At 68.8% G+C, this 24,603-nt stretch carries 24 protein-coding genes; 12 read left to right on the top strand and 12 right to left on the bottom strand.

Annotated features, from left to right (window positions below; translation table 11 throughout):
- Nucleotides 1–2: 2 nt before the first annotated feature.
- The 5 genes from HEP73_RS08680 to HEP73_RS08660 form a co-directional block, all read right to left on the bottom strand.
- Nucleotides 3–155, bottom strand: a complete 153-nt coding sequence (locus HEP73_RS08680) for a hypothetical protein (protein WP_185816021.1) — start codon at nucleotides 153–155, stop codon at nucleotides 3–5.
- Complete coding sequence (locus HEP73_RS08675) at nucleotides 148–1,410, bottom strand: cytochrome b (RefSeq protein WP_185822877.1); 1,263 nt, start codon at nucleotides 1,408–1,410, stop codon at nucleotides 148–150. The genes HEP73_RS08680 and HEP73_RS08675 overlap by 8 nt, the downstream gene beginning before the upstream one ends.
- A 3-nt stretch (nucleotides 1,411–1,413) precedes the next feature.
- Complete coding sequence (gene petA / locus HEP73_RS08670) at nucleotides 1,414–2,037, bottom strand: ubiquinol-cytochrome c reductase iron-sulfur subunit (RefSeq protein WP_009598116.1); 624 nt, start codon at nucleotides 2,035–2,037, stop codon at nucleotides 1,414–1,416.
- A gap of 137 nt (nucleotides 2,038–2,174) precedes the next feature.
- Entirely contained in the window at nucleotides 2,175–3,146 is a 972-nt protein-coding gene (locus HEP73_RS08665) for a lytic transglycosylase domain-containing protein (RefSeq protein WP_185822876.1), read from the bottom strand.
- A 103-nt stretch (nucleotides 3,147–3,249) separates the two neighbouring features.
- On the bottom strand, nucleotides 3,250–4,215 hold the full coding sequence (locus tag HEP73_RS08660) for a helix-turn-helix transcriptional regulator (RefSeq protein WP_185822875.1): 966 nt from the start codon (nucleotides 4,213–4,215) through the stop codon (nucleotides 3,250–3,252).
- Between the two features lie 77 nt (nucleotides 4,216–4,292).
- On the opposite strand from HEP73_RS08660, the gene HEP73_RS08655 reads away from it, so the two are divergent.
- From HEP73_RS08655 to HEP73_RS08600, 12 genes are all read left to right on the top strand, one after another.
- Nucleotides 4,293–4,913, top strand: coding sequence for a glutathione S-transferase family protein (locus HEP73_RS08655; RefSeq protein WP_185822874.1), 621 nt, complete (start codon nucleotides 4,293–4,295; stop codon nucleotides 4,911–4,913).
- A 98-nt stretch (nucleotides 4,914–5,011) separates the two neighbouring features.
- Nucleotides 5,012–6,082: a DUF4344 domain-containing metallopeptidase gene (locus tag HEP73_RS08650; RefSeq protein WP_185822873.1), complete on the top strand. Its 1,071-nt coding sequence runs from the start codon at nucleotides 5,012–5,014 to the stop codon at nucleotides 6,080–6,082.
- 188 nt (nucleotides 6,083–6,270) lie between these two features.
- The gene (miaB, locus tag HEP73_RS08645) at nucleotides 6,271–7,725 is read left to right on the top strand and encodes a tRNA (N6-isopentenyl adenosine(37)-C2)-methylthiotransferase MiaB (RefSeq protein WP_185822872.1); all 1,455 of its coding nucleotides are present in this window, start codon (nucleotides 6,271–6,273) and stop codon (nucleotides 7,723–7,725) included.
- A 135-nt stretch (nucleotides 7,726–7,860) separates the two neighbouring features.
- The gene (locus tag HEP73_RS08640) at nucleotides 7,861–8,847 is read left to right on the top strand and encodes a PhoH family protein (protein WP_185816014.1); all 987 of its coding nucleotides are present in this window, start codon (nucleotides 7,861–7,863) and stop codon (nucleotides 8,845–8,847) included.
- A gap of 41 nt (nucleotides 8,848–8,888) precedes the next feature.
- Nucleotides 8,889–9,401, top strand: a complete 513-nt coding sequence (locus HEP73_RS08635) for a hypothetical protein (protein WP_185823357.1) — start codon at nucleotides 8,889–8,891, stop codon at nucleotides 9,399–9,401.
- Nucleotides 9,402–9,483: 82 nt separating this feature from the next.
- Nucleotides 9,484–9,636, top strand: a complete 153-nt coding sequence (locus HEP73_RS08630) for a hypothetical protein (RefSeq protein WP_185822871.1) — start codon at nucleotides 9,484–9,486, stop codon at nucleotides 9,634–9,636.
- Between the two features lie 55 nt (nucleotides 9,637–9,691).
- Nucleotides 9,692–10,177, top strand: a complete 486-nt coding sequence (gene ybeY / locus HEP73_RS08625; RefSeq protein ID WP_185816012.1) for an rRNA maturation RNase YbeY — start codon at nucleotides 9,692–9,694, stop codon at nucleotides 10,175–10,177.
- A 49-nt stretch (nucleotides 10,178–10,226) separates the two neighbouring features.
- Nucleotides 10,227–10,697, top strand: a complete 471-nt coding sequence (locus HEP73_RS08620; RefSeq protein WP_185822870.1) for a hypothetical protein — start codon at nucleotides 10,227–10,229, stop codon at nucleotides 10,695–10,697.
- Nucleotides 10,698–10,755: 58 nt separating this feature from the next.
- The gene (locus HEP73_RS08615) at nucleotides 10,756–11,361 is read left to right on the top strand and encodes a hypothetical protein (RefSeq protein ID WP_185822869.1); all 606 of its coding nucleotides are present in this window, start codon (nucleotides 10,756–10,758) and stop codon (nucleotides 11,359–11,361) included.
- 112 nt (nucleotides 11,362–11,473) lie between these two features.
- On the top strand, nucleotides 11,474–12,355 hold the full coding sequence (locus HEP73_RS08610; RefSeq protein WP_184410344.1) for an HlyC/CorC family transporter: 882 nt from the start codon (nucleotides 11,474–11,476) through the stop codon (nucleotides 12,353–12,355).
- Between the two features lie 215 nt (nucleotides 12,356–12,570).
- Complete coding sequence (locus HEP73_RS08605) at nucleotides 12,571–13,656, top strand: lipoprotein N-acyltransferase Lnb domain-containing protein (protein WP_185823356.1); 1,086 nt, start codon at nucleotides 12,571–12,573, stop codon at nucleotides 13,654–13,656.
- A 25-nt stretch (nucleotides 13,657–13,681) separates the two neighbouring features.
- The gene (locus HEP73_RS08600) at nucleotides 13,682–14,674 is read left to right on the top strand and encodes a magnesium and cobalt transport protein CorA (RefSeq protein WP_185816009.1); all 993 of its coding nucleotides are present in this window, start codon (nucleotides 13,682–13,684) and stop codon (nucleotides 14,672–14,674) included.
- A 192-nt stretch (nucleotides 14,675–14,866) separates the two neighbouring features.
- Here HEP73_RS08600 and HEP73_RS08595 read toward each other — a convergent pair whose 3' ends face one another.
- The 7 genes from HEP73_RS08595 to HEP73_RS08565 form a co-directional block, all read right to left on the bottom strand.
- On the bottom strand, nucleotides 14,867–16,231 hold the full coding sequence (locus HEP73_RS08595; protein ID WP_185822868.1) for an NAD-dependent succinate-semialdehyde dehydrogenase: 1,365 nt from the start codon (nucleotides 16,229–16,231) through the stop codon (nucleotides 14,867–14,869).
- Between the two features lie 216 nt (nucleotides 16,232–16,447).
- The gene (locus tag HEP73_RS08590; protein ID WP_185822867.1) at nucleotides 16,448–17,293 is read right to left on the bottom strand and encodes an ABC transporter permease subunit; all 846 of its coding nucleotides are present in this window, start codon (nucleotides 17,291–17,293) and stop codon (nucleotides 16,448–16,450) included.
- On the bottom strand, nucleotides 17,290–18,249 hold the full coding sequence (locus HEP73_RS08585) for an ABC transporter permease subunit (protein ID WP_185822866.1): 960 nt from the start codon (nucleotides 18,247–18,249) through the stop codon (nucleotides 17,290–17,292). Before HEP73_RS08585 ends, HEP73_RS08590 begins: the two co-directional genes overlap by 4 nt.
- Nucleotides 18,246–19,406, bottom strand: a complete 1,161-nt coding sequence (locus HEP73_RS08580) for an ABC transporter ATP-binding protein (protein WP_185822865.1) — start codon at nucleotides 19,404–19,406, stop codon at nucleotides 18,246–18,248. Before HEP73_RS08580 ends, HEP73_RS08585 begins: the two co-directional genes overlap by 4 nt.
- Nucleotides 19,407–19,520: 114 nt before the next feature.
- Entirely contained in the window at nucleotides 19,521–21,017 is a 1,497-nt protein-coding gene (locus HEP73_RS08575; RefSeq protein WP_185822864.1) for an efflux transporter outer membrane subunit, read from the bottom strand.
- A 7-nt stretch (nucleotides 21,018–21,024) separates the two neighbouring features.
- Nucleotides 21,025–22,608, bottom strand: a complete 1,584-nt coding sequence (locus tag HEP73_RS08570) for a DHA2 family efflux MFS transporter permease subunit (RefSeq protein WP_185822863.1) — start codon at nucleotides 22,606–22,608, stop codon at nucleotides 21,025–21,027.
- Entirely contained in the window at nucleotides 22,605–23,819 is a 1,215-nt protein-coding gene (locus HEP73_RS08565; RefSeq protein ID WP_185822862.1) for an HlyD family secretion protein, read from the bottom strand. The genes HEP73_RS08570 and HEP73_RS08565 overlap by 4 nt, the downstream gene beginning before the upstream one ends.
- Nucleotides 23,820–24,603: the final 784 nt, after the last annotated feature.

Raw genomic sequence — 24,603 nt, 5'->3', positions numbered from 1 at the left:
GCTCATAGGGATCCCTCCGCCATCGCACCGAACAAGGAGCCGAGCGCCTGCCGGCCCCAGAACACGATCTGCCCCAACGGCAACAGGTAGCTCATGGCGGACAACAAGGAAACGCTCGCGGAGCAGGCCAGCACGGCGATCACGGGCTTAGTCATGGGTGGTCACCCGCTCCGGCACCGGCTTGGTCCGGTCCAACGTGGTCCAGACCGGCATGGTCAGGAAGAATCCGAAGTACAGCACGGTCAGCACGCGGCCGATGATGGTCTCGCTGGCATCGGTACCGGGACCGGAACCGATCACCCCGAGCCACACAAAGCACACCGCCAGCACGCCCAGCATCACCCTGGAGATCCAGCCGCGGTAGCGGATCGACTTGACCTTGGCGCGGTCCAGCCACGGCACCAGGAACAGGATCGCGATCGCCGAGAACATCACCAGCACGCCGCCGAGCTTGTTCGGCACCACCCGCAACATCGCGTAGTACGGCGTGTAGTACCACACCGGCTTGATGTGCTCGGGCGTGACCAAGCGGTTGGCCTCGGTGAAGTTGTCGTGCTCCAGGAACAGGCCGCCGAACGCGGGCACGAAGAAGATGATGAAGGCGCCGATCAGCAGCAGGAAGCCGACCCCGACCAGGTCCTTGACCGTGTAGTACGGGTGGAACGGAATGCCGTCGGCCGGCTTGTTCGGATCCCAGCGGTTGCCCTTGGGTCCCTTCTTGATCTCCACGCCGTCGGGGTTGTTGGAGCCGACCTCGTGCAGCGCGCCCAGGTGCAGCACCACCAGCAGCAACAGCACCAGCGGCAGCGCGATCACGTGCAGCGCGAAGAAGCGGTTGAGCGTGGCGTCGGACGGCAGGTAGTCGCCCATGATCCACTCGGTCAGGCCGTTGCCGATCACCGGGATCGCGCCGAACAGCGAGATGATCACCTTGGCGCCCCAGAACGACATCTGCCCCCACGGCAGCACGTAGCCCATGAACGCTTCGGCCATCAGCACCAGGTAGATCAGCATGCCGAGGATCCACACCAGCTCGCGCGGCTTCTTGTAGCTGCCGTAGAGCAGGCCGCGGAACATGTGCAGGTACACCACGATGAAGAACAGCGAGGCGCCGGTGGAGTGCATGTAGCGGATCAGCCAGCCCCACTCGACGTCGCGCATGATGTACTCGACCGAGTTGAACGCCTCGGCCGCGCTGGTCTTGTAGTGCATCGTCAGGAAGATGCCGGTGACGATCTGGTTGACCAGCACCACCATCGCCAGCGAACCGAAGTAGTACCAGATGTTGAAGTTCTTCGGCGCGTAGTACTCGCCGACGTGCTTGCGGTAGAACGGCATCAGCCCCGGCGCGCGCTCGTTGACCCAGTCGAACACGTTGCCCGCGGTGCGGGTAAGGAGATTCTCGGCCATGGCTTACGCTGCCCCCTTCGCGGACGAACTGGGATCGACGCCGATGATCAGCGTGTTGTCGTCCTGGTAATGATGCGGGGGCACCAGCAGGTTGATCGGGGCGGGCACGCCCTGGAACACCCGGCCGGCCATGTCGAAGCGCGACTTGTGGCAGGGGCAGAAATAGCCGCCCTTCCACTCCGGATCGTAGGGTTCGGGGCGGATCTCGGCGACCATCTCCGGCGAACAGCCCAGGTGCGTGCACAGCCCGACCAGCACCGAGATGTCGGGCTTGATCGAACGGCCCTCGCCCTTGATGTAGGCCGGCTGCTGGTCGGTGACCTCGGACTTGGGATCCTTGAGCCGCCCATCCAGCGTCGGCAACGCGTCCAGGATCGCCTTGGAGCGCTTGACGATCCAGATCGGCTGACCGCGCCACTCCATGATCAGGCGCTGCCCTTCCTGCAATGCGCTGATGTCCGCGGTGACCGGCGCACCGGCCAGTTTGGCCTTTGCGCTGGGGTTCCAGGACTTGATGAAAGGAACCGCGACGAAACCCGCACCCACCGCGCCCACCACCGCCGTGGTGGCGGTGAGAAAGCGGCGGCGTCCTGCATTAACAGAATCGTTGACCCCATCGTTGGCCATCCGGCACTCCGATTTTTTGATTGGGTAGCATTAGGCTGCCAGCGGTTCGGTGGGGGTCGAACCGCATAAAATCCACTGCAGTGTAGCGGAACCCTTAACGCGCAGACAATGCATCGTCGCGACGGCAAGAGAATGCCTCAATGCGCCGTCGCCAGCACGCCGCGGTAGCGGTCGGCGAGCAGGCCGACGCGCTGCACGTAGCGCTGGGTCTCGCTGTACGGCGGCACCCCGCCGTGTTTGTCTACCGCGCCTTCGCCGGCGTTGTAGCCGGCGGCGGCCAGGGTCAGGTTGCCGTTGAAGCGCTTCAGCAGCCAGGCCAGGTACTGCACGCCGCCGCGGATGTTCTGCGACGCATCGAACGAATCGCTGACCCCGAAGCGGCGCGCGGTCGGCGGCATCAGCTGCATCAGGCCCTGCGCGCCGGCGCGGCTCAGCGCCATCGGGTTGTAGGCCGACTCGGCATGGATGATCGCTCGCACCACCGCCTCGTCGACCCCGTACTCGCGCGCGGCGGCGGCGATCTCGCTCTGATAGGCGGTGGTATTCAGCCGCACCGCACCGAAGTTCAGGCCGGGGTTGGCGCAGGCGTAGCAGGTCTCGATGAAGCTGTAGCGGATGGTGCGCACCGCGCCGAGGCTGGCGACCTGGGTCGGCCGCGCGCTGGTGTAGTGGCGCACCCCGTCCTTCATATAGGAATAGACCTGGCCGCTGACCACCCGCCGCGGCGCGGTCCCGGTCATCGCAGGCACGGGCGCCACGCTCTTCGGCGCCACGCTCTTCGGCGCCACGCTGGCGGCGACCGGCGCCGGCGCTGCGACCGGCGTGCTGATGATGGTGGCCGGGGCGCCGGACTGCGGCGCGGCCAGGGTGATGACACCGCGGTTGGCCGCACGTTCGGCGGAGACGGCGGCAACTGCGGGCGCAGGGCGTGCGGCGCGGCGGTCGGGCGCATAGCTGCCGACCACGCTGCAGCTGGCACCGGCCACGCGCTTGCTGACGTAGCTGGGCACGCCGTCGCCGCCGATGCACTTGTATAGGGTGCCCGCACTGGCCGGCATTGCCGACAGCGTTGCGATTGCAAGCCCCAGAAGCCCCACCATCCCCTTCATGGCGGCGAGTGTCCCAACTTCGCCGGCGCTTGCCAAGTGCGCGGCGACGGCGGCGGGACCGGCCGCCCGTTTCGCCACCCGGCCCGCCTCGCGCCTGGCCGGCTCATTCGGGGGTGGCCGGCAGCTGCGCCAGCAGGTCGGCCAGCGCGCTGCGCAGTCCGGCCATCACCGCCGCGTCGGCCTGCAGCGCGGCGAACGGCACGCCCAGGGTGAGCAGTTGCGCCGCCAGCCAGGGCAGCGTGTCGGCCAGCATGGTCAGCCGGCAATGACCGTCCTGCTCGGCCTGCAGGGTTCCGCACCAGGACGGAATGCGCGGACCCAGGTCGGCCATGCTGCCGCGCAGGCGCACGCTCAGCCCGAATTGCTGCGGCAGCGGGCTGTGCTGGATCGCGTCGCGCACCATCGCCGCCGGATCGCGCGGCGGCAGGCGCGGCGCGATCGTCTCGCCCGGCTGCAGCGGCGGCACGATGCGCTCGGCGCGGAACGTGCGCCAGTCGGCGCGGTCGCGGTCCCAGCCCAGCAGGTACCAGCGGCGCCCGTAGTTGACCAGGCGCAGCGGCTCGATCAGGCGCTGGCTGCTGCGTCCGGCATGGTCGCAGTAGCCGAAGCCGAGCAGGCGCCGATCGCGGCAGGCGCTGGCGATGCCGATCAGCACCTGGGTGTCCGCCGCCGGCTCCTGGCCCAGCGACAGGGTGACCGCCTGCAATGCCCCGGCGCGCTGCCGCACCCGCGCCGGCAGCAGCGGGTCGAGCTTGGCCAATACCCGCAGTGCGGTGTCCTCCAGGCCGCCCATGCTGGCCGCGGCCGCGCGCAGCGCCACCGCGACCGTCACCGCCTCGTCGTCCTCGAACAGCAACGGCAGCATCTGCGCCCCGGCCGCCAGCCGGTAGCCGCCGCCGACCCCGGACGAGGCCTGCACCGCGTAGCCCAGGGCGCGCAGGCGCTCGATGTCGCGGCGCAGGCTGCGCCGGTCCACGCCCAGGCGCTCGGCCAGCTCCGCGCCGGCCCAGACCCGGCGAGTCTGCAGCAAGCCGATCAGGCGCAAGGTGCGGGAGGCAGGGGAAGCCATATGGCGCACGGTATTGCGGACAGAATCCGTCCGCAATAGCGCCTAGCATGGGCGCTCGATCAACGAGGAGAGCCGCCATGCCCATCGCCGACCGCCATGTGACCCTGTACCACAACCCCAAATCCCGCTCCAAAGGCGTGCTGATCCTGCTCGAGGAGCTGGGCGCGGACTACACGCTGGAACGCATCGACTTCGCCAGCGGCGAGCAGTTGGCGCCGGAGTACCTGGCGATCAACCCGATGGGCAAGGTGCCGGCGATCGACCACGCCGGCGCGGTGGTCACCGAACAGGTGGCGATCTACCAATACCTGGCCGATCTTTACCCGGAAGCCGGACTGGCCCCGGCGATGGGCGATCCGCGCCGCGGCCCCTACCTGCGCTGGCTGGCGTTCTACGGCTCGGCGTTCGAACCGGCGATCATCGACCGCGCGCTCAAGCGCGAAGCGCCGCCGCGGGCGATGTCGCCGTACGCCGACTGCGACACGGTGATGGGCGTGGTCGACGACCAGCTGGCGCGCGGCGACTACCTGCTCGGCGACCGCTGTACCGCCGCCGACGTGCTGTGGGGCAGCGCGCTGGGCTGGATGATCGGCTTCGGCCTGGTCGATCCGCCGGCGCCGACCCGCGCCTACGTCGAACGCATGGCGGCGCGGCCGGCGGTGCAGCGCGCGCAGGCGATCGACGCCGACAGCGGCTGACGCGGCGGCATCTTCCCAGACGGCAATAGGCACCGTACCATCTCGCCGCAGCTCAGCCGGGAAGCGCCGGCCGCCACCGTCACCAAGGAAGGAAACGCATGCAAAAGACTCTCATCGCGATCTTGATCGTGGCGCTGTTCGCCGTAGGCGGCGGTTGGGCCTATACCGCATGGAAGGGGCAACAGTCCGCCGCCGCCGTGCCCGCGACGCTGCCCCCGCCGGCAAAGCCTGCGGCCAAGGGCGCCTCCGCCGATGCGGTCGCCGATGCCGCCGCCGGCAATGCGGTCGATGCGCAGCAGGGTCCGCAGCCGGAGCCGGCAAAGGACGCGACGACCGAGGAGCCGAAGGCCGAGGGCGTCAAGTTCACCTACGAATACGTGCCGCCGCGCGATCCGGCGCTGCAGGACGCGTACGACTTCGCGGTCAAGATCGACATCCTGCACCGCCTGCCCGAGGTCAACGCGATGGACGGGCTGTTGATGCTGCCCGGCCCGCTGCACCTGATCACCGCCGAGTGCAAGCAGACCAACGCCTTCTATTCGCCGACCAAGCACGAACTGGTGCTGTGCTACGAAATGGTGGAGATGCTGACCAAGATCGGCGCCAGCCTGGGCGAGCAGAACCAGGACGACAGTTTCAGCGCACGTTTCCTGCTGGCGAACACCCGTTTCATCATGCTGCACGAATTCGGCCATGCGCTGATCGACATGCTGAGCCTGCCCAGCACCGGCCGCGAGGAGGATTCGGCCGACCAGCTCGCCTCTTCGCTGATGCTGATGTTCATGGCACCCAACGAGTCGCCCGGCGACCTGGCCGAGAACCTGCGGCTGGCCGGGCTGTTCTTCGTGCTCAACACCAAGGAACAGTACGGCGCGGCCGACTTCGCCGACGAGCACTCGCTCGGCCAGCAGCGCTTCTACAACCTGATGTGCATGCTGTACGGACGCGACCCGGGCAAGTACCTGCGCCTGGTGACCAGCGGCATGCTGCCCGAGGACCGCGCCCAGCGCTGCCCCACCGAGAGCAGCCGCATCACCACCGCCTGGGCCAAGCTGCTGCTGCCGCACATCGCCCCCAAGTACCAGATGAGCGGCGAAGAAGCACAGAAGCGCTACGACGAGGCGAAGCGCAAGCAGGAAGAGAACGCCGAGTCGCCTTACGTGCGCTGAGGCGCCTCCCGCGGCAGCGCGACGCTCGCGCTGCCGGCGCGGGGACGGCAGCGGGCCGTCCCGACGCGAAACGCCTTGCGCGGCGCCGGTTCGCCGCCGCCCGCCGCGGCAGTGCCGGTTGCCGATACAATGCGCGGCTGATCGCGGCCATCGCCGGCCGCGCCCGCAACCCGTCTGGAGTAAGCGCCATGCCCGGGACGCCAGCCCCCGTTTCGCCACTCGCGGCTCCCGCCGCGGGCGCCCCTGCCCTGCTGCCGCTGCCTGCCACCCGGCCGACGGCGCCGGCGGTGGTGCGCGGCAAGCTGTACATCAAGACCCACGGTTGCCAGATGAACGAGTACGACTCGGCCAAGATGGCCGACGTGCTCGCCGCCGCCGAGGGCCTGGAACTGACCGACAACCCCGAAGAAGCCGACGTGGTACTGGTCAACACCTGCTCGATCCGCGAGAAGGCGCAGGAGAAGGTATTCAGCCAGCTCGGCCGTTGGAAAGCGCTGAAGGCCGGCGGCAAGCCGGTGATCATCGGCGTCGGCGGCTGCGTGGCGTCGCAGGAGGGCGAGGCGATCGTCAAGCGCGCGCCCTACGTGGACCTGGTGTTCGGCCCGCAGACCCTGCACCGGCTGCCGGAGCTGATCCGCGCGCGGCGCGAATCGGGCAAGTCGCAGGTGGACATCAGCTTCCCCGAAGTCGAGAAGTTCGACCGCCTGCCGGAACCGCGCGCCGACGGCCCGTCGGCGTTCGTGTCGATCATGGAAGGCTGCTCCAAGTACTGCTCGTTCTGCGTGGTGCCCTATACCCGCGGCGAGGAGATCAGCCGGCCGTTCGAGGACGTGCTGGTGGAAGTGGCGCAACTGGCCGCACAGGGCGTGCGCGAGATCAACCTGCTCGGCCAGAACGTCAATGCCTACCGCGGGCCATACGCCGACGCCGAGGCCGGCGAGCAGCCGCAGTACGCCGACCTGGGCCTGCTGATCCGCAGCATCGCGCAGATCGACGGCATCGGCCGCATCCGCTTCACCACCTCGCATCCGCTGGAGTTCAGCGATTCGCTGGTCGATGCGTATCGCGACGTGCCGCAGCTGGCCAACTACCTGCATTTGCCGGTGCAGGCCGGCAGCGACCGCATCCTCAGCGCGATGAAGCGCGGCTACACCGCGCTGGAATTCAAGCAGAAGATCCGCAAGCTGCGCGCGGTGCGCCCGGACATCTCGATCAGTTCGGACTTCATCGTCGGCTTCCCCGGCGAGACCGACGCCGACTTCGACAAGACCATGAAGCTGATCGAGGACGTTGGCTTCGACCAGAGCTTCTCCTTCATCTACTCGCGCCGCCCGGGCACGCCCGCGGCGGACCTGGAAGACAACACGCCCGACGCGGTCAAGCACGCGCGGCTGGCGCGGCTGCAGGCGCACATCAACGCGCACTCGCTGCAGATCTCGCGCGACATGGTCGGCAGCGTGCAGACGGTGCTGGTCGAAGGCCCGTCGAAAAAGAACCCGGCCGAGCTGACCGGCAAGACCGAGAACATGCGCTCGGTGAACTTCCCCGGGCATCCGCGCCTGGTCGGCCAGTTCGTCGAGGTGGCGATCACCGAGGCGCTGAGCAATTCCTTGCGCGGGCGCCTGCTCGTCGACGCCGGCTGAGCGCAGCGCGCGCCACCAGCGCGCGCCGCTTCGTCCGCGCGGGACGCGACTGGTCCTTCACCACCGCGCGCGCTACGCTTGCCTTCCCTGTCCTGAACGACGCCGGCAGCCACGCGCCCGCCGCGTCCGCATCGAATGACCATTCCCACGCAACGCGATTTCACCCTGGAACCCGCCGACACCGAACGCCTGGCCAACCTGGCCGGGCCGTTCGACGCGCACCTGCGCCAGATCGAACTGCGCCTGGGCGTGGAGATCTCCAACCGCGGCAACGTGTTCCGGATCACCGGCCCGTCCAGCGCGGTCGCCGCCGCCGAGATTTTGCTGCAGGCCCTGTATGCCGAGGCCGACAGCGTGGTGTTCGACGATCAGGCCATCCACCTGCGGCTCAACCAGGCCAATGTCGACCGCGTCGCGCAGCGCGCCTACGAACCGCAGGAAGTGGCGATCAAGGTCAAGCGCGGCACCGTGCGCGGCCGCGGCGCCAACCAAGCCAAGTACCTGCACCAGATCGCCAGCCACGACATCAACTTCGGCGTCGGCCCAGCCGGCACCGGCAAGACCTTCCTGGCAGTGGCCAGCGCGGTCGAGGCGCTGAACGAATCGCGCGTGCAGCGGCTGATCCTGGTGCGCCCGGCGGTGGAAGCCGGCGAGAAGCTCGGCTTCCTGCCGGGCGACCTGAGCCAGAAGGTGGATCCCTATCTGCGCCCGCTGTACGACGCGCTGTACGAGATGCTCGGCGTGGAGAAGGTGATCAAGCTGCTGGAAAAAAACGTCATCGAGATCGCGCCGCTGGCCTACATGCGCGGGCGCACGCTCAACGACGCCTACGTGATCCTGGACGAGGCGCAGAACACCACCATCGAGCAGATGAAGATGTTCCTGACCCGATTGGGCTTCGGCTCCACCGCGGTGGTCACCGGCGACCTGACCCAGATCGACCTGCCCAAGCACGTCAAGTCCGGCCTGCGCGACGCGATCGAAGTGCTGCACGAGGTCGAGGGGGTCAGCTTCACCTTCTTCGAGGCGCGCGACGTGGTGCGCCACCCGCTGGTGGCGCGCATCGTCACCGCCTACGAAAAGCGCGATTTCACCGACAAGGCGACCGGTCCGGCCGCGTGACCCGGCGCTGGCCCGGCGTTGCGCTGACGGCCCTGCTCGGCATGGCCTGCAACCAGTGCGGCCTCGCCCAGACCCAGGCGGCGATTCCGGCGACGCCACAGCGCATCGCCCTCGCCCAAACCATGGCACCGCCGTGCCTGTCGGTCAGGGTAAACAACGCGACCATCAGCCTCCCTGGCGCCGAACTCAAACGCGCCGCCGACGCCTGGCGCGCCTCCGCCACCGCGCCGAGAGACGACGAGCGACAGCGGTTGGCCTGGATCGCCGGAGGGCGTGCGCAAGCGCTCCTGGCCGTCGCCGGCGGCGCACACGACCGCTTCGGCTGCGCCGTGGCCGAAGAGGCGAACGTCCCCACCGACAGCCTGTATTTCGTGGGACAGCTGCTCGAACATGGACAAGCCGCAGTGTGGATGGACGCGCTGCCGGGCCTGGTGCCGGCGATCGAGGTCGAGCGCACCAACCCGGACTGCCAGGACGGGCCGATGGGCGGTGTGGTCTACCGCGCCGCCTCCGGCGGACCGCCCGTGCTGGCGCTGACCGAATGCGTCACCTGACCCTGCCGTAGGGCGCACCATCCATCCCACAGCAGATCGCGCCGCTCTTGTGCGTGCACGAGGCAAGCAAGAGCGAGAAGGCGTGGAGCTGGTCCGCAAGACCACGACCCACAAGGACTTCAACTGCCACGACTCGGTCAAGGACGCGGGCATCGACCGTGATGCCGACGCGCATGCCGACGCAAACGACGTGGGCGAGATCGCCTACGCCGCCGCCGACGGGAAGTCGCGGTGACGCGCCGCACGCGCGATACTGTCGGCTCCTGTCCGCTCTGATTGCCGGTATCGCCATGACCAAAGGTCCGGTCCACCTCGACGTCGGCGTCAGCTACGCCCTGCCCCGCGCCGGGTTGCCGGCGGCGGCGAGCTTCCGCAAATGGGTGGCCGCGGCGCTGAAGGGCCGCATCCGCGAAGCCGACCTGGCGATCCGCCTGGTCGACGACAAGGAAGGCCGCTCGCTCAACCACCACTACCGCGGCAAGGACTACGCCACCAACGTGCTCAGCTTCCCGGCCGAACTGCCGGAAGGGCTGCCCAAAGGGGTCAAGCTGCCATTGCTCGGCGACCTGGTGATCTGTGCGCCGGTGGTGGCGCGCGAGGCGGCCGAACAGGGCAAGCCGCTCAACGCCCACTACGCGCACCTCACCGTGCACGGCGTGCTGCACCTGCTCGGCTGGGACCACGAGGACGACAAGGAGGCCGACGCGATGGAGCAGCTGGAGCGCGAGATCCTGGCCGACCTGGGCGTGGGCGATCCCTACGCCGGGGAACGCTGAGGGCTGCCGCACGCGGCGCGTTTTTCGAAAGCGATCGAGGTGGACACGGATGCTCGAACCAGGACAACCCGCACAGGAACGAATCGGCCAACGCGCCACGCGGCTGCAGCGCATCGCCGTGGTGCTGTGGGCCGCCGGCCTGGCCGCCTATCTCTATCTGGGCCTGATCCGTCCGGCGCCGCTGTTCGCCGGCAGCGGCAGCCTGCCCGAGCCGTTGCTGCCTTGGTTGGGCGCACTCGCCCTGCTGGTGCTGGCGACCACGCCCAGCGCCTGGCGCTGGTTCTACCTGCGCCGGCGGCAAGGGCGGGTCGGCGGCCCGGTGCGCGTCGCCGCCCAGGCCGGACGGGTCGCGCTGCTGTGTCCGTTGTCGATCGGCGCGTGGCTATGCTGCCGCCACTTGAACACCCAGTTCGACAGCGGCGGCACGCTCGCTGCGCTGTCCGTGCTGTACCTGGCCAGCGCGCTGCTGACCTTGTCCAGCACGCGGCACTGGCTGGTCAAGCGCTGGCGCGGGCGCTAACGTTGCCGTGCGGCCGCTGCGCCGCAACTCCCCGCTTTCCGGCCCGAGGTCCAGCGCGTTGATCCGTCCATCGTTGCTTCTGTTCGCGCTCGCGGCCGCACTGCCCGCTGCGGCCGCCGCTGCTGCTGCCGCTCCTGCGCCCGCACCCGCCCCTGCACCCGCCATCGACCTGCCGGCGCTGCTCGAATGCCGCCAGCGCGTGGCCGACTTCGCTGCGCTGGGGCCGCTGCTGGCCGATCCGCTGAAAGCCGTCGCGCAGGGCTGGCGGCCGCTGCCGCAGTCCAACCTGTTCATGAGCGAATACGAACTGGTGCGGCCGATCCAGGTGTTCGGCCACAGCACCACGCGCATCGCCGTCGCCGGCGCCAGCGTGATGGCGATCCTGGACCTGCCCGATCCGCGCCCGCTGGCCAAGCAGCTGCAGCTGGAGGCGGCGGTGGACACGCCGGACAAGGCGATGTTCGGCCGCGAGCTGGTCAGCCGCGACGTGGCCGATCCGAAGACCGGCGAGCCGATGATCGAATCGATCATCCTCAGCCTGTCCACGGTGAAGTCGCATCCGGGCCAGACCCTGGCCGGTTGCAGCTACAGCCTGGACCTGCCGGAGGACCCGGACGCGCCGCCGGCACCGGACCCGCTGCGCACGCCCGCCAGCGGCGGCTGAACCCGTCCCCGCGCGCGCTGCCGCGGCCGCCGCCGGCGTCGCGGCTCTGTCCCATTGGCCCTGCTAGACTTGCGCACATCGCCCGGCAGACCGGGTGCCGTATCCATAGAACATGTCAGAAGACGACTCTAGTAGCTCCCCTCCGGAAACCCACGAAAAACGCCGCGGCTGGCTGGAACGCCTGAGCTCGGTCTTCTCCGGCGACCCGCACACCCGCGACGACCTGGTCGAGGTGCTGCGCGACGCCCAGCACGACGGGCTGATCGCCGCCGATACCCTGCGCATGATGGAAGGCGCGCTGTCGGTGTCCGAACTCACCGTCGGCGATGTGATGGTCTCGCGTTCGCAGATGGTGTCGCTGTCGGCCGAAGCGCGCTTTCTCGACCTGATGAAGCAGGTGGTCGAATCCGGCCATTCGCGCTTCCCGGTGCATGGCGAGAACAAGGACGACATCCTCGGCATCCTGCTGGCCAAGGACCTGCTGCGCGGCGTGGTCGCCGACCACGGTCCCGGCACGGTGCGTGAGCTGCTGCGCCCGGCGGTGCTGATCCCCGAGTCGAAGAAGCTCAACGTGCTGCTCAAGGAGTTCCGGCTCTCGCGCAACCACATGGCGATCGTGGTCGACGAGTACGGCGGCGTCGCCGGGCTGGTCACCATCGAGGACGTGCTGGAGCAGATCGTCGGCGAGATCGACGACGAGCACGACGACGCCGAGGACGAAGCCTCGCTGATCGCCGCGCAGGCAGACGGCCAGTACGTGGTCGATGCGCTGACGCCGATCGAGGATTTCAACGAACGCTTCGGCGCCGACTTCTCCGACGACGACTACGACACCGTCGGCGGCCTGGTCACCGAGGCCATCGGCCACCTGCCGGAAACCGGCGAGGAACTGACCCTGGGGCGCTTCGCGTTCCGCGTGGCGCGCGCCGATGCGCGCCGGGTGCAGGCCTTCCACGTCACCATCCTGCCGCCCGACCCGCAGGAAGACGCTTGATCGCGCGTGCGCTGTCGCGCGGGCCGGCACGCGGCTGGCCACAATGGCTGCTGGGCACGCTGCTGGCCTGCTGGGCGGCGCTGGCGTTCGCGCAGGCCGGCGACGCGGACCTGGCCGCGCCGCCGGCATTGGCGCCCGCCACCGCCGCAGCGCCCGTTGCCGGTCCGCCCGGCGACGACGCGTCGGCACCGGCGCCGCGCATCGGCGTGGCCACGATGCAGCCGGGCGAGGTGTTCTTCGAACGCTTCGGTCACGACGCCATCGTGGTGGTGGATCCGCGCAGCGGCCAGGCCACCTCGTACAACTTCGGCTTCTTCGATCCCAGCGAGCCGGACTTCGTCAGCCGCTTCGCCGCCGGCGACATGAGGTATTACCTGGTCGCCCTGCCCTTGCAGGAGGACCTGGCGCAGTACCGCGACGCCGGCCGCGGCGTGGACATCCAGTGGCTGGACATGGAGCCGGCGCAGGCGCGCGCGCTGCAGCAGGCGCTGGCCTGGCGCGCGCGGCCGGAAAACGCGCGCTACCGCTACGACTACTACACCGCCAACTGCGCCACGATGGTCCGCGATGCGCTGGACCGCGCGCTGGACGGCACGCTGCACGCGCAGCTGTCGGGGCGTTCGCGCGGCAACACCTATCGCAGCGAATCGGTACGCCTGGCCTCGCCGGCACCGTGGATGTGGCTGGGCTTCGACCTGGGCCTGGGGCCGTTCGCCGACAAGCCGCTGTCGCGCTGGGAAGAGGCGTTCGTGCCGATGCGCCTGGCCGAGAGCCTGGGCGAAGTGCGCAACCGCGCCGGACGCCCGCTGGTGCAGGCACGGCAACAATTGCTGCCGCAGCGGCTGGCGCCGGAACCGCGCGAACAGGCGCGGCACTGGTGGCCATGGCTGCTGGCCGGGCTGCTGGTCGCGGTCGGCGTGGTCGCGCTGGCGCGGCGGCCGCGCTGGCTGGCGACGCTGGCGCTGCCGTTCTGGCTGCTGTGCGCGCTCGGCGGCGGCGTGCTGCTGTACCTGTGGGGCTTCAGCGACCACCGTGCGGCCTGGGCCAATCGCAACCTGCTGCTGCTCGATCCGCTATGCCTGCTGCTGGTCGGCGGCGCCATCGCGCAGCTGCGCGGCCGCCAGCCCGGGCGTTGGTTCGGCATCGCGCTGTGGACCGTGGTGGCATTGGCCGGCGCGGCCTTGCTGATCCACTGGCTGTCGATGCTGCAGCCGCAATTCAACCTGCAGTGGATCGCCCTGCTGCTGCCGGTGCACGCCGCGCTGGCCTGGGCGTTCACGCGGCGCCGCTTGCAGCGCTGATCCCGCCCGCACACCATTGCTGCCCATGGCCACCGTCCCCGCCAATCCCGCCTGCGTCATCAACTGCGTGCACTACGACGGCCACGGCCGCCGCAACGACATCGCCCTGGAACAGATCAGCGACGTGCTGGCCGCGCCCGACGGCTTCGTCTGGGTCGGCATGTACGAACCCGCCGACCACGTGCTGCAGAAGCTGCAGGAAGAATTCCAGCTGCACGACCTGGCGATCGAAGACACGCGCATGGCGCACCAGCGGCCCAAGGTCGAGGCCTACGGCAATTCGCTGTTCCTGGCCGTGCACACCGCGCAGGTGATCGACGAGCGCATCGTCTACGGCGAGACCCACGCCTTCCTCGGGGCGCGCTTCCTGCTGACCGTGCGCCACGGCGCCTCGCTGCCGTACGCGCCGGTGCGCGAGCGGCTGGAGCGCGAAGCGGCGCTGATGCAGTTGGGCCCGTCCTACGCGCTGTACGCGGTACTGGACTACATCGTCGACAACTACCAGCCGATCCTGGACGAATTCCGGCAGAGCCTGGAGCGCCTGGAGAAGGACATCTTCGCCGAGGCCTACCGGCGCGACACCGCGATCCGCCTGTACGAACTCAAGCGCGAACTCAACCAGATGCGCCTGGGCGTGGCGCCGCTGCAGGACGTGCTGTCCCACCTCAAGCGCAACCCCGGCCCGCTGATTCCCGACGAAGTGCGGCTGTACGTGCGCGACGTGCTCGACCACGCGGTGCGCACCAACGAAGCGATCGACACCTTGCGCGAGATGCTCGGCACCGCGCTGAGCGTGAACCTGTCGCTGGTGACCCTGGCCCAGGGCGAGACGGTCAAGCGCCTCGGCGCCTGGGCCGCGCTACTTGCGGCGCCGACCCTGATCACCAGCTGGTACGGCATGAACTTCAAGCAGATGCCGGAACTGGAATGGCACTGGGCCTATCCGCTGATGATCGGCGGCGTGGCTGCGGTGTGCCTGGGCTTGTATGTGGCGTTCAAGCGGGCCAGGTGGCTGTAGGGCCGGGATTCGGGATTGGGGATGTCGGGATTCGCAAAAGCGGCTGAGCTGATCGTCTCACCTACGTGATTCGGTACACCACGCGCTGCGAAATGAAAGCGTTGCAACAGGAGCGCTAAAACGCGGCTGTTCGGCTCAGCCATCGGGATCCGCTATAGCGAATCCCCAATCCCGACTCCCGAATCCCCGCTTTCAACCCACATACACCGACTTGATATTCATGAACTCATGAATGCCGTGCTCGGCCAGTTCGCGGCCGAAGCCGGAGCGCTTGATGCCGCCGAACGGCAGGCGTACGTCGCTCTTGACGATGGCGTTGACGAAGGCCGCGCCGCATTGCAGCTGGCGGGCGACGCGCTCGCCGCGGGCGCGGTCGGCGCTCCACACGCTGCCGCCCAGGCCGAAGCTGGTGTCGTTGGCCACGCGTACCGCTTCGGCCTCGTCGGCCACGCGCAGGATCGCGGCGACCGGGCCGAACAGTTCCTCGTCGTAGGCCGGCATGCCCGGCACCACGTGGTCCAGGATCGAGGCCGGATAGCCGGCGTGGGTGGACATGTCGGGCGCGGCGCCGAGCAGCGGCTTGGCGCCCTTGGCGATGCTGGCCTGTACCTGCTTGTGCAGTTCGTCGCGCAGGTCCTGCCGCGCCAGCGGCGCCAGCGTGGTCGCTTCGTCCTGCGGATCGCCGAGGCGGCGCTCGGCCGCCGCGGCGACGAAGCGGCGCACGAAGGCGTCGGCGATGGCGTCGACCACCACAAAGCGCTTGGCCGCGATGCAGGTCTGCCCGGCGTTGTCGAAGCGCGACTTCACCGCCGCAGCTACCGTGGTGTCCAGGTCGGCGTCGTCCAGCACCACGAAGGCGTCGCTGCCGCCGAGTTCCATCACGCACTTCTTCAGCTGTCCGCCGGCGTTGGCGGCGATCGAGCGGCCGGCGCGCTCGCTGCCGGTCAGGGTCACCGCGGCGATGCGCGCGTCGCGTAGCACCTCGGCGGCCTGGTCGTTGTCGATGTGCAGCACGTCGAACACGCCGGCCGGCACACCGGCGGCAGCCAGCGCGGCGTGGATCGCATCGGCGCAACGCGGCACGTTGCTGGCGTGCTTGAGCAGCGCCACGTTGCCGGCCATCAGCGCCGGCGCCAGGAAGCGGAACACCTGCCACAGCGGGAAGTTCCACGGCATCACCGCCAGCACGCAGCCCAGCGGCTCGTAGCGCACGTAGCTGCGCTGCGCATCGGTGGCGATCGGCTGCTCGCGCAGGTAATCGGCGGCGTGCTCGGCGTAGTAGTCGCAGGCATCGGCGCACTTGTCGATCTCGGCCAGCGCCTCCTTGCGCAGCTTGCCCATCTCCGCGGTCATCAGCCGCTGGATCTCCTCGCGGCGCGCGCGCAACTGCACGCCGACCTGCCGCAACAGCGCGCCGCGCTGCTCCAGCGGCGTTTCCGCCCATGCGGGGAAGGCCTGCGCGGACGCGGCCAGGCGCCGCTCGACGGCGGCGGCATCCATCAGCTCCAGGCTGTAGTCGACTTGGCCGGTGGCGGGATTGACGGTGTCGTAAGGCATCGCGACGGACTCCTGGAAAAAGTCAGCCCAGCCTAGCGCCGCGAAGGTTGCGGCGGCGTGGCGATGGCGCCGAGGCGATGGACCACAGCGTTCTGCGGTGGCGGCAGCCTTTGTAGGAGCGGCTTCAGCCGCGACGGGGCATCGCGTCACTGGTAATACCTATCGGTAACACCCGGTCGCGGCTGAAGCCGCTCCTACAGAAAAGCGCAGATTCCGCTAACCGCCCTGCTGCAGCGCCAGCTGGATGTCGCGCTGGCGGCGCTTCTCGCTGCGTGCCATCAGCCACCAGCCGACAAAGGCCGCAATCGACACCGCCAGCACCATCAGCGTGGCCAATGCGTTGATCTTCGGCTTCAGCCCCATCCGCACCGAGGAGAACACGGTCATCGGCAGCGTGGTCGAGTTGGGCCCGGCGACGAAGTTGGCGATCACCACGTCGTCCAGCGACAGGGTGAAGGCCAGCAACCAGCCGGACACCAGCGCCGGGGCGATGATCGGCAGGGTGATCAGGAAGAACACCTTGAGCCGGTTCGCGCCCAGATCCATCGCCGCCTCTTCCAGCGAGCGATCCAATTCCTGCAGGCGCGAGGACACCACCACGGTGACGAAGGACAGGGTGAAGGTGACATGCGCGGCCCAGATCGCAGTGACGCCCTTGGGCGGGATGCCGATCAGCCCGCCCATCGACACCAGCATCATCATGATCGACAGGCCGATGATCACCTCCGGCATCACCAGCGGCGCGGTCACCAGCGCGCCGAACAGGCTCTTGCTGGGGAAGCGGCGGAAACGGGTCATCACCATCGCCGCCAACGTGCCGATCACCATCGACGCGGTGGCGGTCCAGAACGCCACCTTCAGGCTGATCCATGCCGCCTGCAGGATCTGCCGGTCGCGCAGCAATTCGCCGTACCACTTGGTCGAAAACCCGGCCCACACCGTGGCCAGCTTGGAGGAATTGAACGAGTACACCATCAACAGCAGGATCGGCAGGTACAGGAAGGCGAAGCCGCCGGTCAGCACCGTCCAGCGCAGCACGCGCCCGCCGCGCAGCGCGCTCATGCCTGGCCACCTGCGAGCTGGCGCTGCTGGTAGCGGTTGAAGATCAGGATCGGCACCATCAGCAACAGCAGCATCGCGATCGCCACCGCCGACGCCGCCGGCCAGTCGCGGTTGTTGAAGAACTCGCCCCACAGCACCCGGCCGATCATCAAGGTGTCCGGCCCGCCGAGCATTTCCGGGATCACGAACTCGCCCACCGCCGGGATCATCACCAGCATGCAGCCGGCGACGATGCCCGGGCGCGACATCGGCAAGGTGATGGTCGCGAACGCTTTCCACGGCCGCGCGCCCAGGTCGTAGGCGGCCTCGAGCAGGCGGTGGTCCTGCTTCACCAGCGTAGCGTACAGCGGCAGCACCATGAACGGCAGATAGCAGTAGACGATGCCGATATAGGCGGCGATCGGCGTGTACAGGATGCGCAGCGGCTGCTCGATCAACCCCAGCGCCAGCAGCGTGCGGTTGAGCACGCCGTTGCTGTCGAGGATGCCGATCCAGGCGTAGACGCGGATCAGGAACGAGGTCCACGACGGCAGCACCACCAGCATCATCGCGATGTTGCGCGCCGACGGCGACAGGCGCGCAATCACATAGGCCATCGGATAGCCGATCAACAGGGTCAACAGAGTGGAGATCCCGGCGATCTTGATCGAGCCCCAGTAGGCTTCGATGTATTGGTTGTCGCGCACCAGCGCCAGGTAGTTCTGCAGGGTGAACTTCAGCGTCAGCACACCGTCGGTGTAGTCCAGCAGGTTGCTGTACGGCGGGCTGCTGATCGCCTGCTCGGCGAAGGAGATGCGCAGCACGATCAGGAACGGGATCGCGAAGAACAGCAGCAGCCACAGATACGGCGCGGCGATCACCAGCCAGCGCGCGCCCGGCAGGTGCCGCTGGCGCAGGCGCTGCAGCAGCGTGCGCCGTGGCGGCGCGGCAGGCGCGGCGGCGGCGGGCGCGCTCATGCGGTCAGCACCACGCCGTCGTTGTCGCCCCACCACACCCACACCGCATCGCCCCAGGTCAGGTTGTCGCTGGCCCAGCGTTGCCGGTTGGCGAAGTTGGCCATCAGCTTGAAGCCGCTGGGCAGGCGCACGTGGTAGACCGAATGGCTACCGAAATAGGCGATGTCCTCGATCGTGCCCTGCGCCTTGTTGTGCGCCTGCGCCGGCGCGTCCTTGCCGATGCCCAGCTTCTCCGGGCGCACCGCGAACGACACCGGCTGCCCGGTGATGCCGGTGATGCCGTGGCCGACGTAGATGCTGTCGGCAAACGCGGCGGTGCGCAGGGTCACGTAGTCCGGCAGGTCCTCGTCGATGACCGCGTCGATCAGATTCACCGAACCGATGAACTCGGCGGCGAAGCGATTGGCCGGCTGCTCGTAGATCTCGTCCGGGGTGCCGACCTGCTGGATCCAGCCGGCATCCATCAGCGCGATGCGGGTGGCCATGGTCATCGCCTCCTCCTGGTCGTGGGTGACCATCACGCAGGTCACCCCGGAGGTTTCGATGATGCCGACCAGTTCCAGCTGCATCTGCGAGCGCAGCTTCTTGTCCAGCGCGCCCATCGGCTCGTCCAGCAGCAGCAGCTTCGGCCCCTTGGCCAGCGAACGCGCCAGCGCCACGCGCTGCTGCTGGCCGCCGGAGAGCTGATGCGGCTTGCGCTTGCCGAGCTTGCCCAGTTGCACCAGTTCCAGCATCTCGCCGACGCGCTTGGCGATGGCCGCGCGCGACAGGCCGTCCTGCTTCAGGCCGAAGGCGATGTTCTGCTCCACGGTCATGTGCGGGAACAGCGCGTAGGACTGGAACATCATGTTGAGCGGGCGCTCGTATGGCGGCAGGCCGTCCAGCGGCTGGCCGTCGAGCACGATGCGGCCGCGGCTGGGCTGTTCGAACCCGCCCAGGCAGCGCAGCAGCGTGGACTTGCCGCTGCCCGAGCCGCCGAGCAGCGCGAAGATCTCGCCCTTGCGGATATCCAGGTCGACATCGTCGAGCGCGACGAAACCGTCGAATTCCTTGCGCAGGCCGGCGATGGACAGGTAACCGCTGCCCTTGGCCGGCGGCGCCGCCGCAGCCGCGATCGCGGCAGGCGGCAGGTCGGATCTCGCTTCGCTCAACGCCATCTGTTGCTCCCCGTGGAAGACACCGCGGCGCGCGTTCGCCGATGCTGCCGGGATTGCGCGGCCGACCTCAGTGTAGCCGCGGCCGCCGCATCGGCGATACCGCGGCGCAGGCGTTTATTGCGCCGGTGTCGGCGTCTGCGCCGGCGGCGACGCCCAGCCTAGGCCCAGGCTCTTCTGCAGCGCCACGTAGCGCAGCAGCACCTGGGTGCGCGCCTGCACTGCGCTGTCCTGCGCCGAGGCCTGCTGGCGCTGCACGTCCAGCGCATCGATCAGCGACGAGGCGCCGGCCGCGTAGCGCTGCTGCAGCAGCGCCGCGGAACGGTCCGCCGAGGCTTCGGCCTTGGCCGCGGCCAGCGCCTGCTGGCGTGCGGCGCCGAACCGGGCCAGCGCGCTGTTGGAGTCCTGCAACGCCGCCAGCACCGTGCCTTCGTAGGCGGCCAGGCGCGCCTCATTGCCGGCGCGGGCTTGCGCCACTTTGGCCTTGGTCGCGCCGAAATCGAAGATCGACCAGCGCAGGAACGGGGCGACCACGCTGTTGATCGCATCGCTGCCGAGGTCGCCCGGCGAGGTCGCGGCCATGCCGATGTTGCCGAGCAGGGTCACCTGCGGGAAGTACGCGCTCAGCGCCTGCCCGATCTGCGCCGACGAGGACGCCAACTGGCGTTCGGCGCGACGCACGTCGGGGCGGCGGCGGATCAATGATCCTGCATCGTCGACCGGCACCACCGCCGGCAGCGTCGGCAATGGACGGTCCGCGGCCAGCGCGGCGTCGAGCGCGCCCGGCTCGCGGCCGATCATCAGCGCCAGTTGGTCTAGCGCTTCCTTCGCCTGCGCCTGCAGGTCCGGCAACACCGCTTCCTGCTGCTGCAGCTGCGCCTGCGCGCGTTCCACCTGCAGGTCGGCGTCGGCGCCGCGCTCGCGGCGCTGCCGGGTCAGTTGCAGGGTCTGCCGCGCCGCCTCCAGGTTGCGCTGGGCGATGGCGATGCGCTCGCGGGTGCCGCGATAGCCCAGGTAGGCCTGCCCCACTTCGGCGGCCAGCTGCACCTGGGTGTCGGCCAGCTCGGCCTCATCGGCCTGCGCGTCGGCCAGCGCGCCTTCGCTGGCGCGGCGGCGGCGGCCGAAGAAATCCAGCTCCCAGCTGGCGTCGAAGCCGACGCTGTACAGCTGCGCATGCGGATCGATGGACAGCTGCTGGCCGCTGCCGGCAGCGACGCTGCCCAAGCCATCGACCAGCGCGTCCGGCGCCCTGGCGTTGAGATAGGCGGCATTGGCGCCGACGCTGGGCAGCTGTTCGGCATGGCGCTGCTGCACCAGCGCGCGCGAGGCGCGCAGCTTGGCCTGCGCGGCGCGCAGATTCGGGCTGTTCTGCAGCGCCTGTTCGACCAGGCTGTCCAATTGCGGATCCTGCAACGCCTCCCACCAGCGCTGCGGCGGCGCGGCCGGCACCACGCCTGCCGCGGCGGCGACCGCATCGGCGCGATGCAGCTGCGGCTGCGCCTGCGCCGCCTCCGCCACCGGCGGCGGCTTCACGTAGTTCGGGCCGAGCACGCACGCCGATAGCAGCAGCGGCAGCACGGCGGGGACGAGCACACGGGAAAAACGCTGAGCCATGGAATCCTCAATGCATCGCAAGCGGAGCGCTGCCCTTGGGCAGCGGTTTGAGCAGCAACCCCAGTGGAATCGTGCATACCACGATCACCCCGAAGATCCAGAACAGGTCGTTGTAAGTCATCACCAGCGCCTGCTGCTGCACCATGCGTGCCAGCTGCGCCACCGACTGCAGCGCCGCGCCGGCGCCGGAAGCGGACTGCAGCTGCGCGGCCAGGCCATGCAGGTAGTCCTGCGCCAGCGGCGAATTGGCGCTGGTGCCGCTGCCGATCATCTGCGTGTGGAACACCATGCGCCGCTCCTGGAAGGTGGATATCAGCGCCAGGCCGATCGAACCACCCATGTTGCGCGCCGCGTTGAACAGCCCGGACGCATCGCCGGCCAGCTCCGGCGGGACCGAGGAGATGGCGGCCTGGTTCAGCGACATCATCGCCAGCGCCAGGCCGCAGCCCTGCAGCAACTGGCCGATCACGAAATGCATGCCGACCGAATCGGCGCTGAGACTCATGTTGACGAAGCAGGCGATGGCGAAGCAGCTGAGTCCGCCGATCACCAGGATGCGTACATCCACGCGCATCAGCATCTTCGGCATCAGCGGCATCAACAGCACCGTGGGCAGGCCGGACAGCAGCACCACGTAGCCGGACTGCTCGGTGTTGTAGCCGGAGATCGTGGCCAGGAACTGCGGGATCATGTACATGACCCCGAACAGAATCATGCCCACCGCCATCACCATCACGAACACCGCGCTGAAACTGCGCTGCAGCAGGATCGACAGGCGGATCACCGGTTGCCGGCTGAAAAACTGCGAGGCGCCCAGGGCGACGAAGCCGACCAGCGAGAGCAGGCTCAGCAGCACGATCTCGGAGGATTCGAACCAACGCTCGCGCTGGCCTTCCTCCAGCACCACGGTCAGCGCGCCGAGTCCGGCGGTGAGCCCGAAGATGCCGAGCCAGTCGGCGTCGAGCAGTCCGCGCAGGTTCATGCGCTCGTGCGGCAGGCCGAGCAGCAACAGCGCCACCAGCCCGGCGCAGATCGGCACGTTGATGAAGAAGGCGTAGTGCCAGCTAACGTTCTCGGTCAGCCAGCCGCCGAGCAGCGGCCCGATCACCGGCCCCAGGATCACGGTCATGCCGAACAGCGCGGTACCCATGGTCTGCTGCGCCGGCGGCAGGCGCGTGGCGACGATGGTCAGCGCGGTGGGAATCAGCGCGCCGCCGGCGAAGCCCTGGCCGACGCGGCCCAGGATCATCATGCTCAGGCTGTTGGACAAGCCGCAGACCACCGAGAAGAAGGTGAACAGCAGCGCGCAGATCAGCAGGAAGTTGCGCAGCCCCAGCGTGCGCACGAACCAGCCGGTCAGCGGGATCATCACGATCTCGGCGACCAGGTAGGCGGTGGAGATCCAAGTGCCCTCGGTGCCGCTGGCGCCGACCTCGCCCTGGATGGTCGGCAACGCCGCGTTGACGATGGAGATGTCCAGCGTCGCCATGAACGAGCCGATGGTGCCGGCGGCCACCGCCAGCCACGCGCCGGCGTCGGCCTTCTGCTGTGCGCCGGCACCGGCCGCCGGCGCAGCGGCGGCCTCGTTCACGGCCTGCCCTCGCCCTGCTCGCCTTCCTGCTCGACCCGCTCCTTGGCATCCTTGGCCGCGCGCGTGTCCACCGTGACCGTCACCGACATGCCCGGCACCAACACCTTGCGCGCCTCCGCGCCGGCCTTGAGCCGGATCCGCACCGGCACCCGCTGCACCACCTTGGTGAAGTTGCCGGTGGCGTTCTCCGGCGGCAGCAACGCGAACTGCGAGCCGGTGCCGGGCGCGATGCTTTCGACCACGCCGTCCAGCTCGACCCCAGACAGCGCATCGACCTCAATCCGCGCCGGCTGCCCGGGCCGCATCAGCCCGACCTGGGTTTCCTTGAAATTGGCACTCAGGTACAACGCATCGACCGGCACCACGCTCATCAGCCGGGTGCCGGCGGCGACGAACTGGCCGACCTGCACGGTCTTGTCGCCGATGCGGCCGTCGATGCGTGCGGTCAGCCGCGTGTCCTCCATCGCCACCTGCGCCTGGTCGGCGTCGGCCTGCGCCTGCTGCAGCCCGGCGCGGGCCTGGTCGAGCTGCGCGCCTGCGCCCTGCACCTGGCTCTCGGCAGCGACCACCTGGGCCTTGGCTGCGTCGTACTGGGCCTGCGCGCGATCGCGGTCGTGGACGATGCTCTCGTAATGCTCGTGGGTATCGGCGCCGGATGCGGCCAGCGGCGCGAAACGCTTGGCCTCGCCCTGGGCGAAGCGCAGGCTGGCCGCGGCCGCGGTGACCTGGGTGCGCGCCTGCAGCAGGGTCGCGCGCTGCGCCTGCAGACCGGCCTCGGCAGCGGCGATATCGGCCTGGCGTACCGCGACCACGGCCTGCGCCTGCTGCTGCGTGGCGCGGTAGCTGCGCTCGTCGATCTGCAGCAGCGGCTGCCCGGCCTTGACCGTCTGGTTGTCGCCGACGAACACGCCGGTCACGTAGCCGTTGACCCGCGGCGCCACTGCCACCGCATCGGCCTGCAGATAGGCGTTGTTGGTTTCCTGCAGGTAGCGGCCGGTGGTCAGGTAGTAGACCAGCCACGCCACCAGGCCGATCAGCACGACCAGGCCGATCAGCAGCAGCGTCCATTTCACCTTGGGATTCTTCAGCGGCGACGGCTTGTCGGCTTGCTTGCTGCCGTCCTTGCCATCGTCCTGGGCGGGCGCGGCACGCGCCTCGTCCGAAGCCGCCTGCCGTTGCGTCTGCGTGGGATCTGGGTCGTGGGTGCTCAAAGTCGCAGGTTCCTGGGGGTGGGGACCATCCTCGCCGGTGCGCTTGACGGTGCGGGGACAGCGATGCACTGCCAGGCGGCGCGCTCACCAGACGGTGGCGTAGGGCGGACTTTACAAGTGTCTGTAGCGGCGGGTCGAGATTGTGTGAGTGCGGCTGGCGGTAGCGTTTAGGCGCCCGAGGGTGGCGCCGGTCTCCTCAGCTCTACCCACAGCGAAAACGGCTTGAATCAACGAGTCGCTTCGCGCCGCACCTCACCCTAACCCTCTCCCGCGGTGAGAGGGAAAATCGCACCCATGCGGCTGAGTGTCCTAGTCTAATTTTGTGGACACCCCGATAGGGATAATCATCCTCAACGAAGACCGAATAAGACATGCCACCGAGCCCGCGTAGAAATTTCGATACTGAACCTGCCCCTAAGAACGGACGCCAAGCAGCCGCGGGTTAAGCGGCTTGTTTCCGTGTCTTGGCATAGGCGTTGTTGGACAGGTATCCAAGCGCCGAGCAAGCGAGCGGAATCATAGAAGCCATCGCTATCGCTAGCGATAGCGGCGTGAGCAGCGGCCCGGGTCTAGTAGACGCCGGTGGCCTCTTCGTCTTGAGTGGAGCGAAGAAGCTTTTGGCGACGGCCTGAAGCGGTCCTTGGTCTTGCCAAGCAGCTCGTCATCCCGCATCAGCCGGACACGCGCTTGCGGCCCACGGCGTGCGTGCATGCGCGCAGCTCACAGACCATGCGCGGCGTGCAACGGCTACCTGCGTGAAGCGTGCGCATGTCAGCGCACTGGG

Origin of the sequence: Xanthomonas sp. GW (genome assembly GCF_014236815.1) — a bacterium.
Classification (GTDB): Bacteria; Pseudomonadota; Gammaproteobacteria; order Xanthomonadales; family Xanthomonadaceae; genus Xanthomonas_A.
Note: the sequence above shows the minus strand (reverse complement) of the source record. Positions and strands in the feature narration are given on the sequence as shown.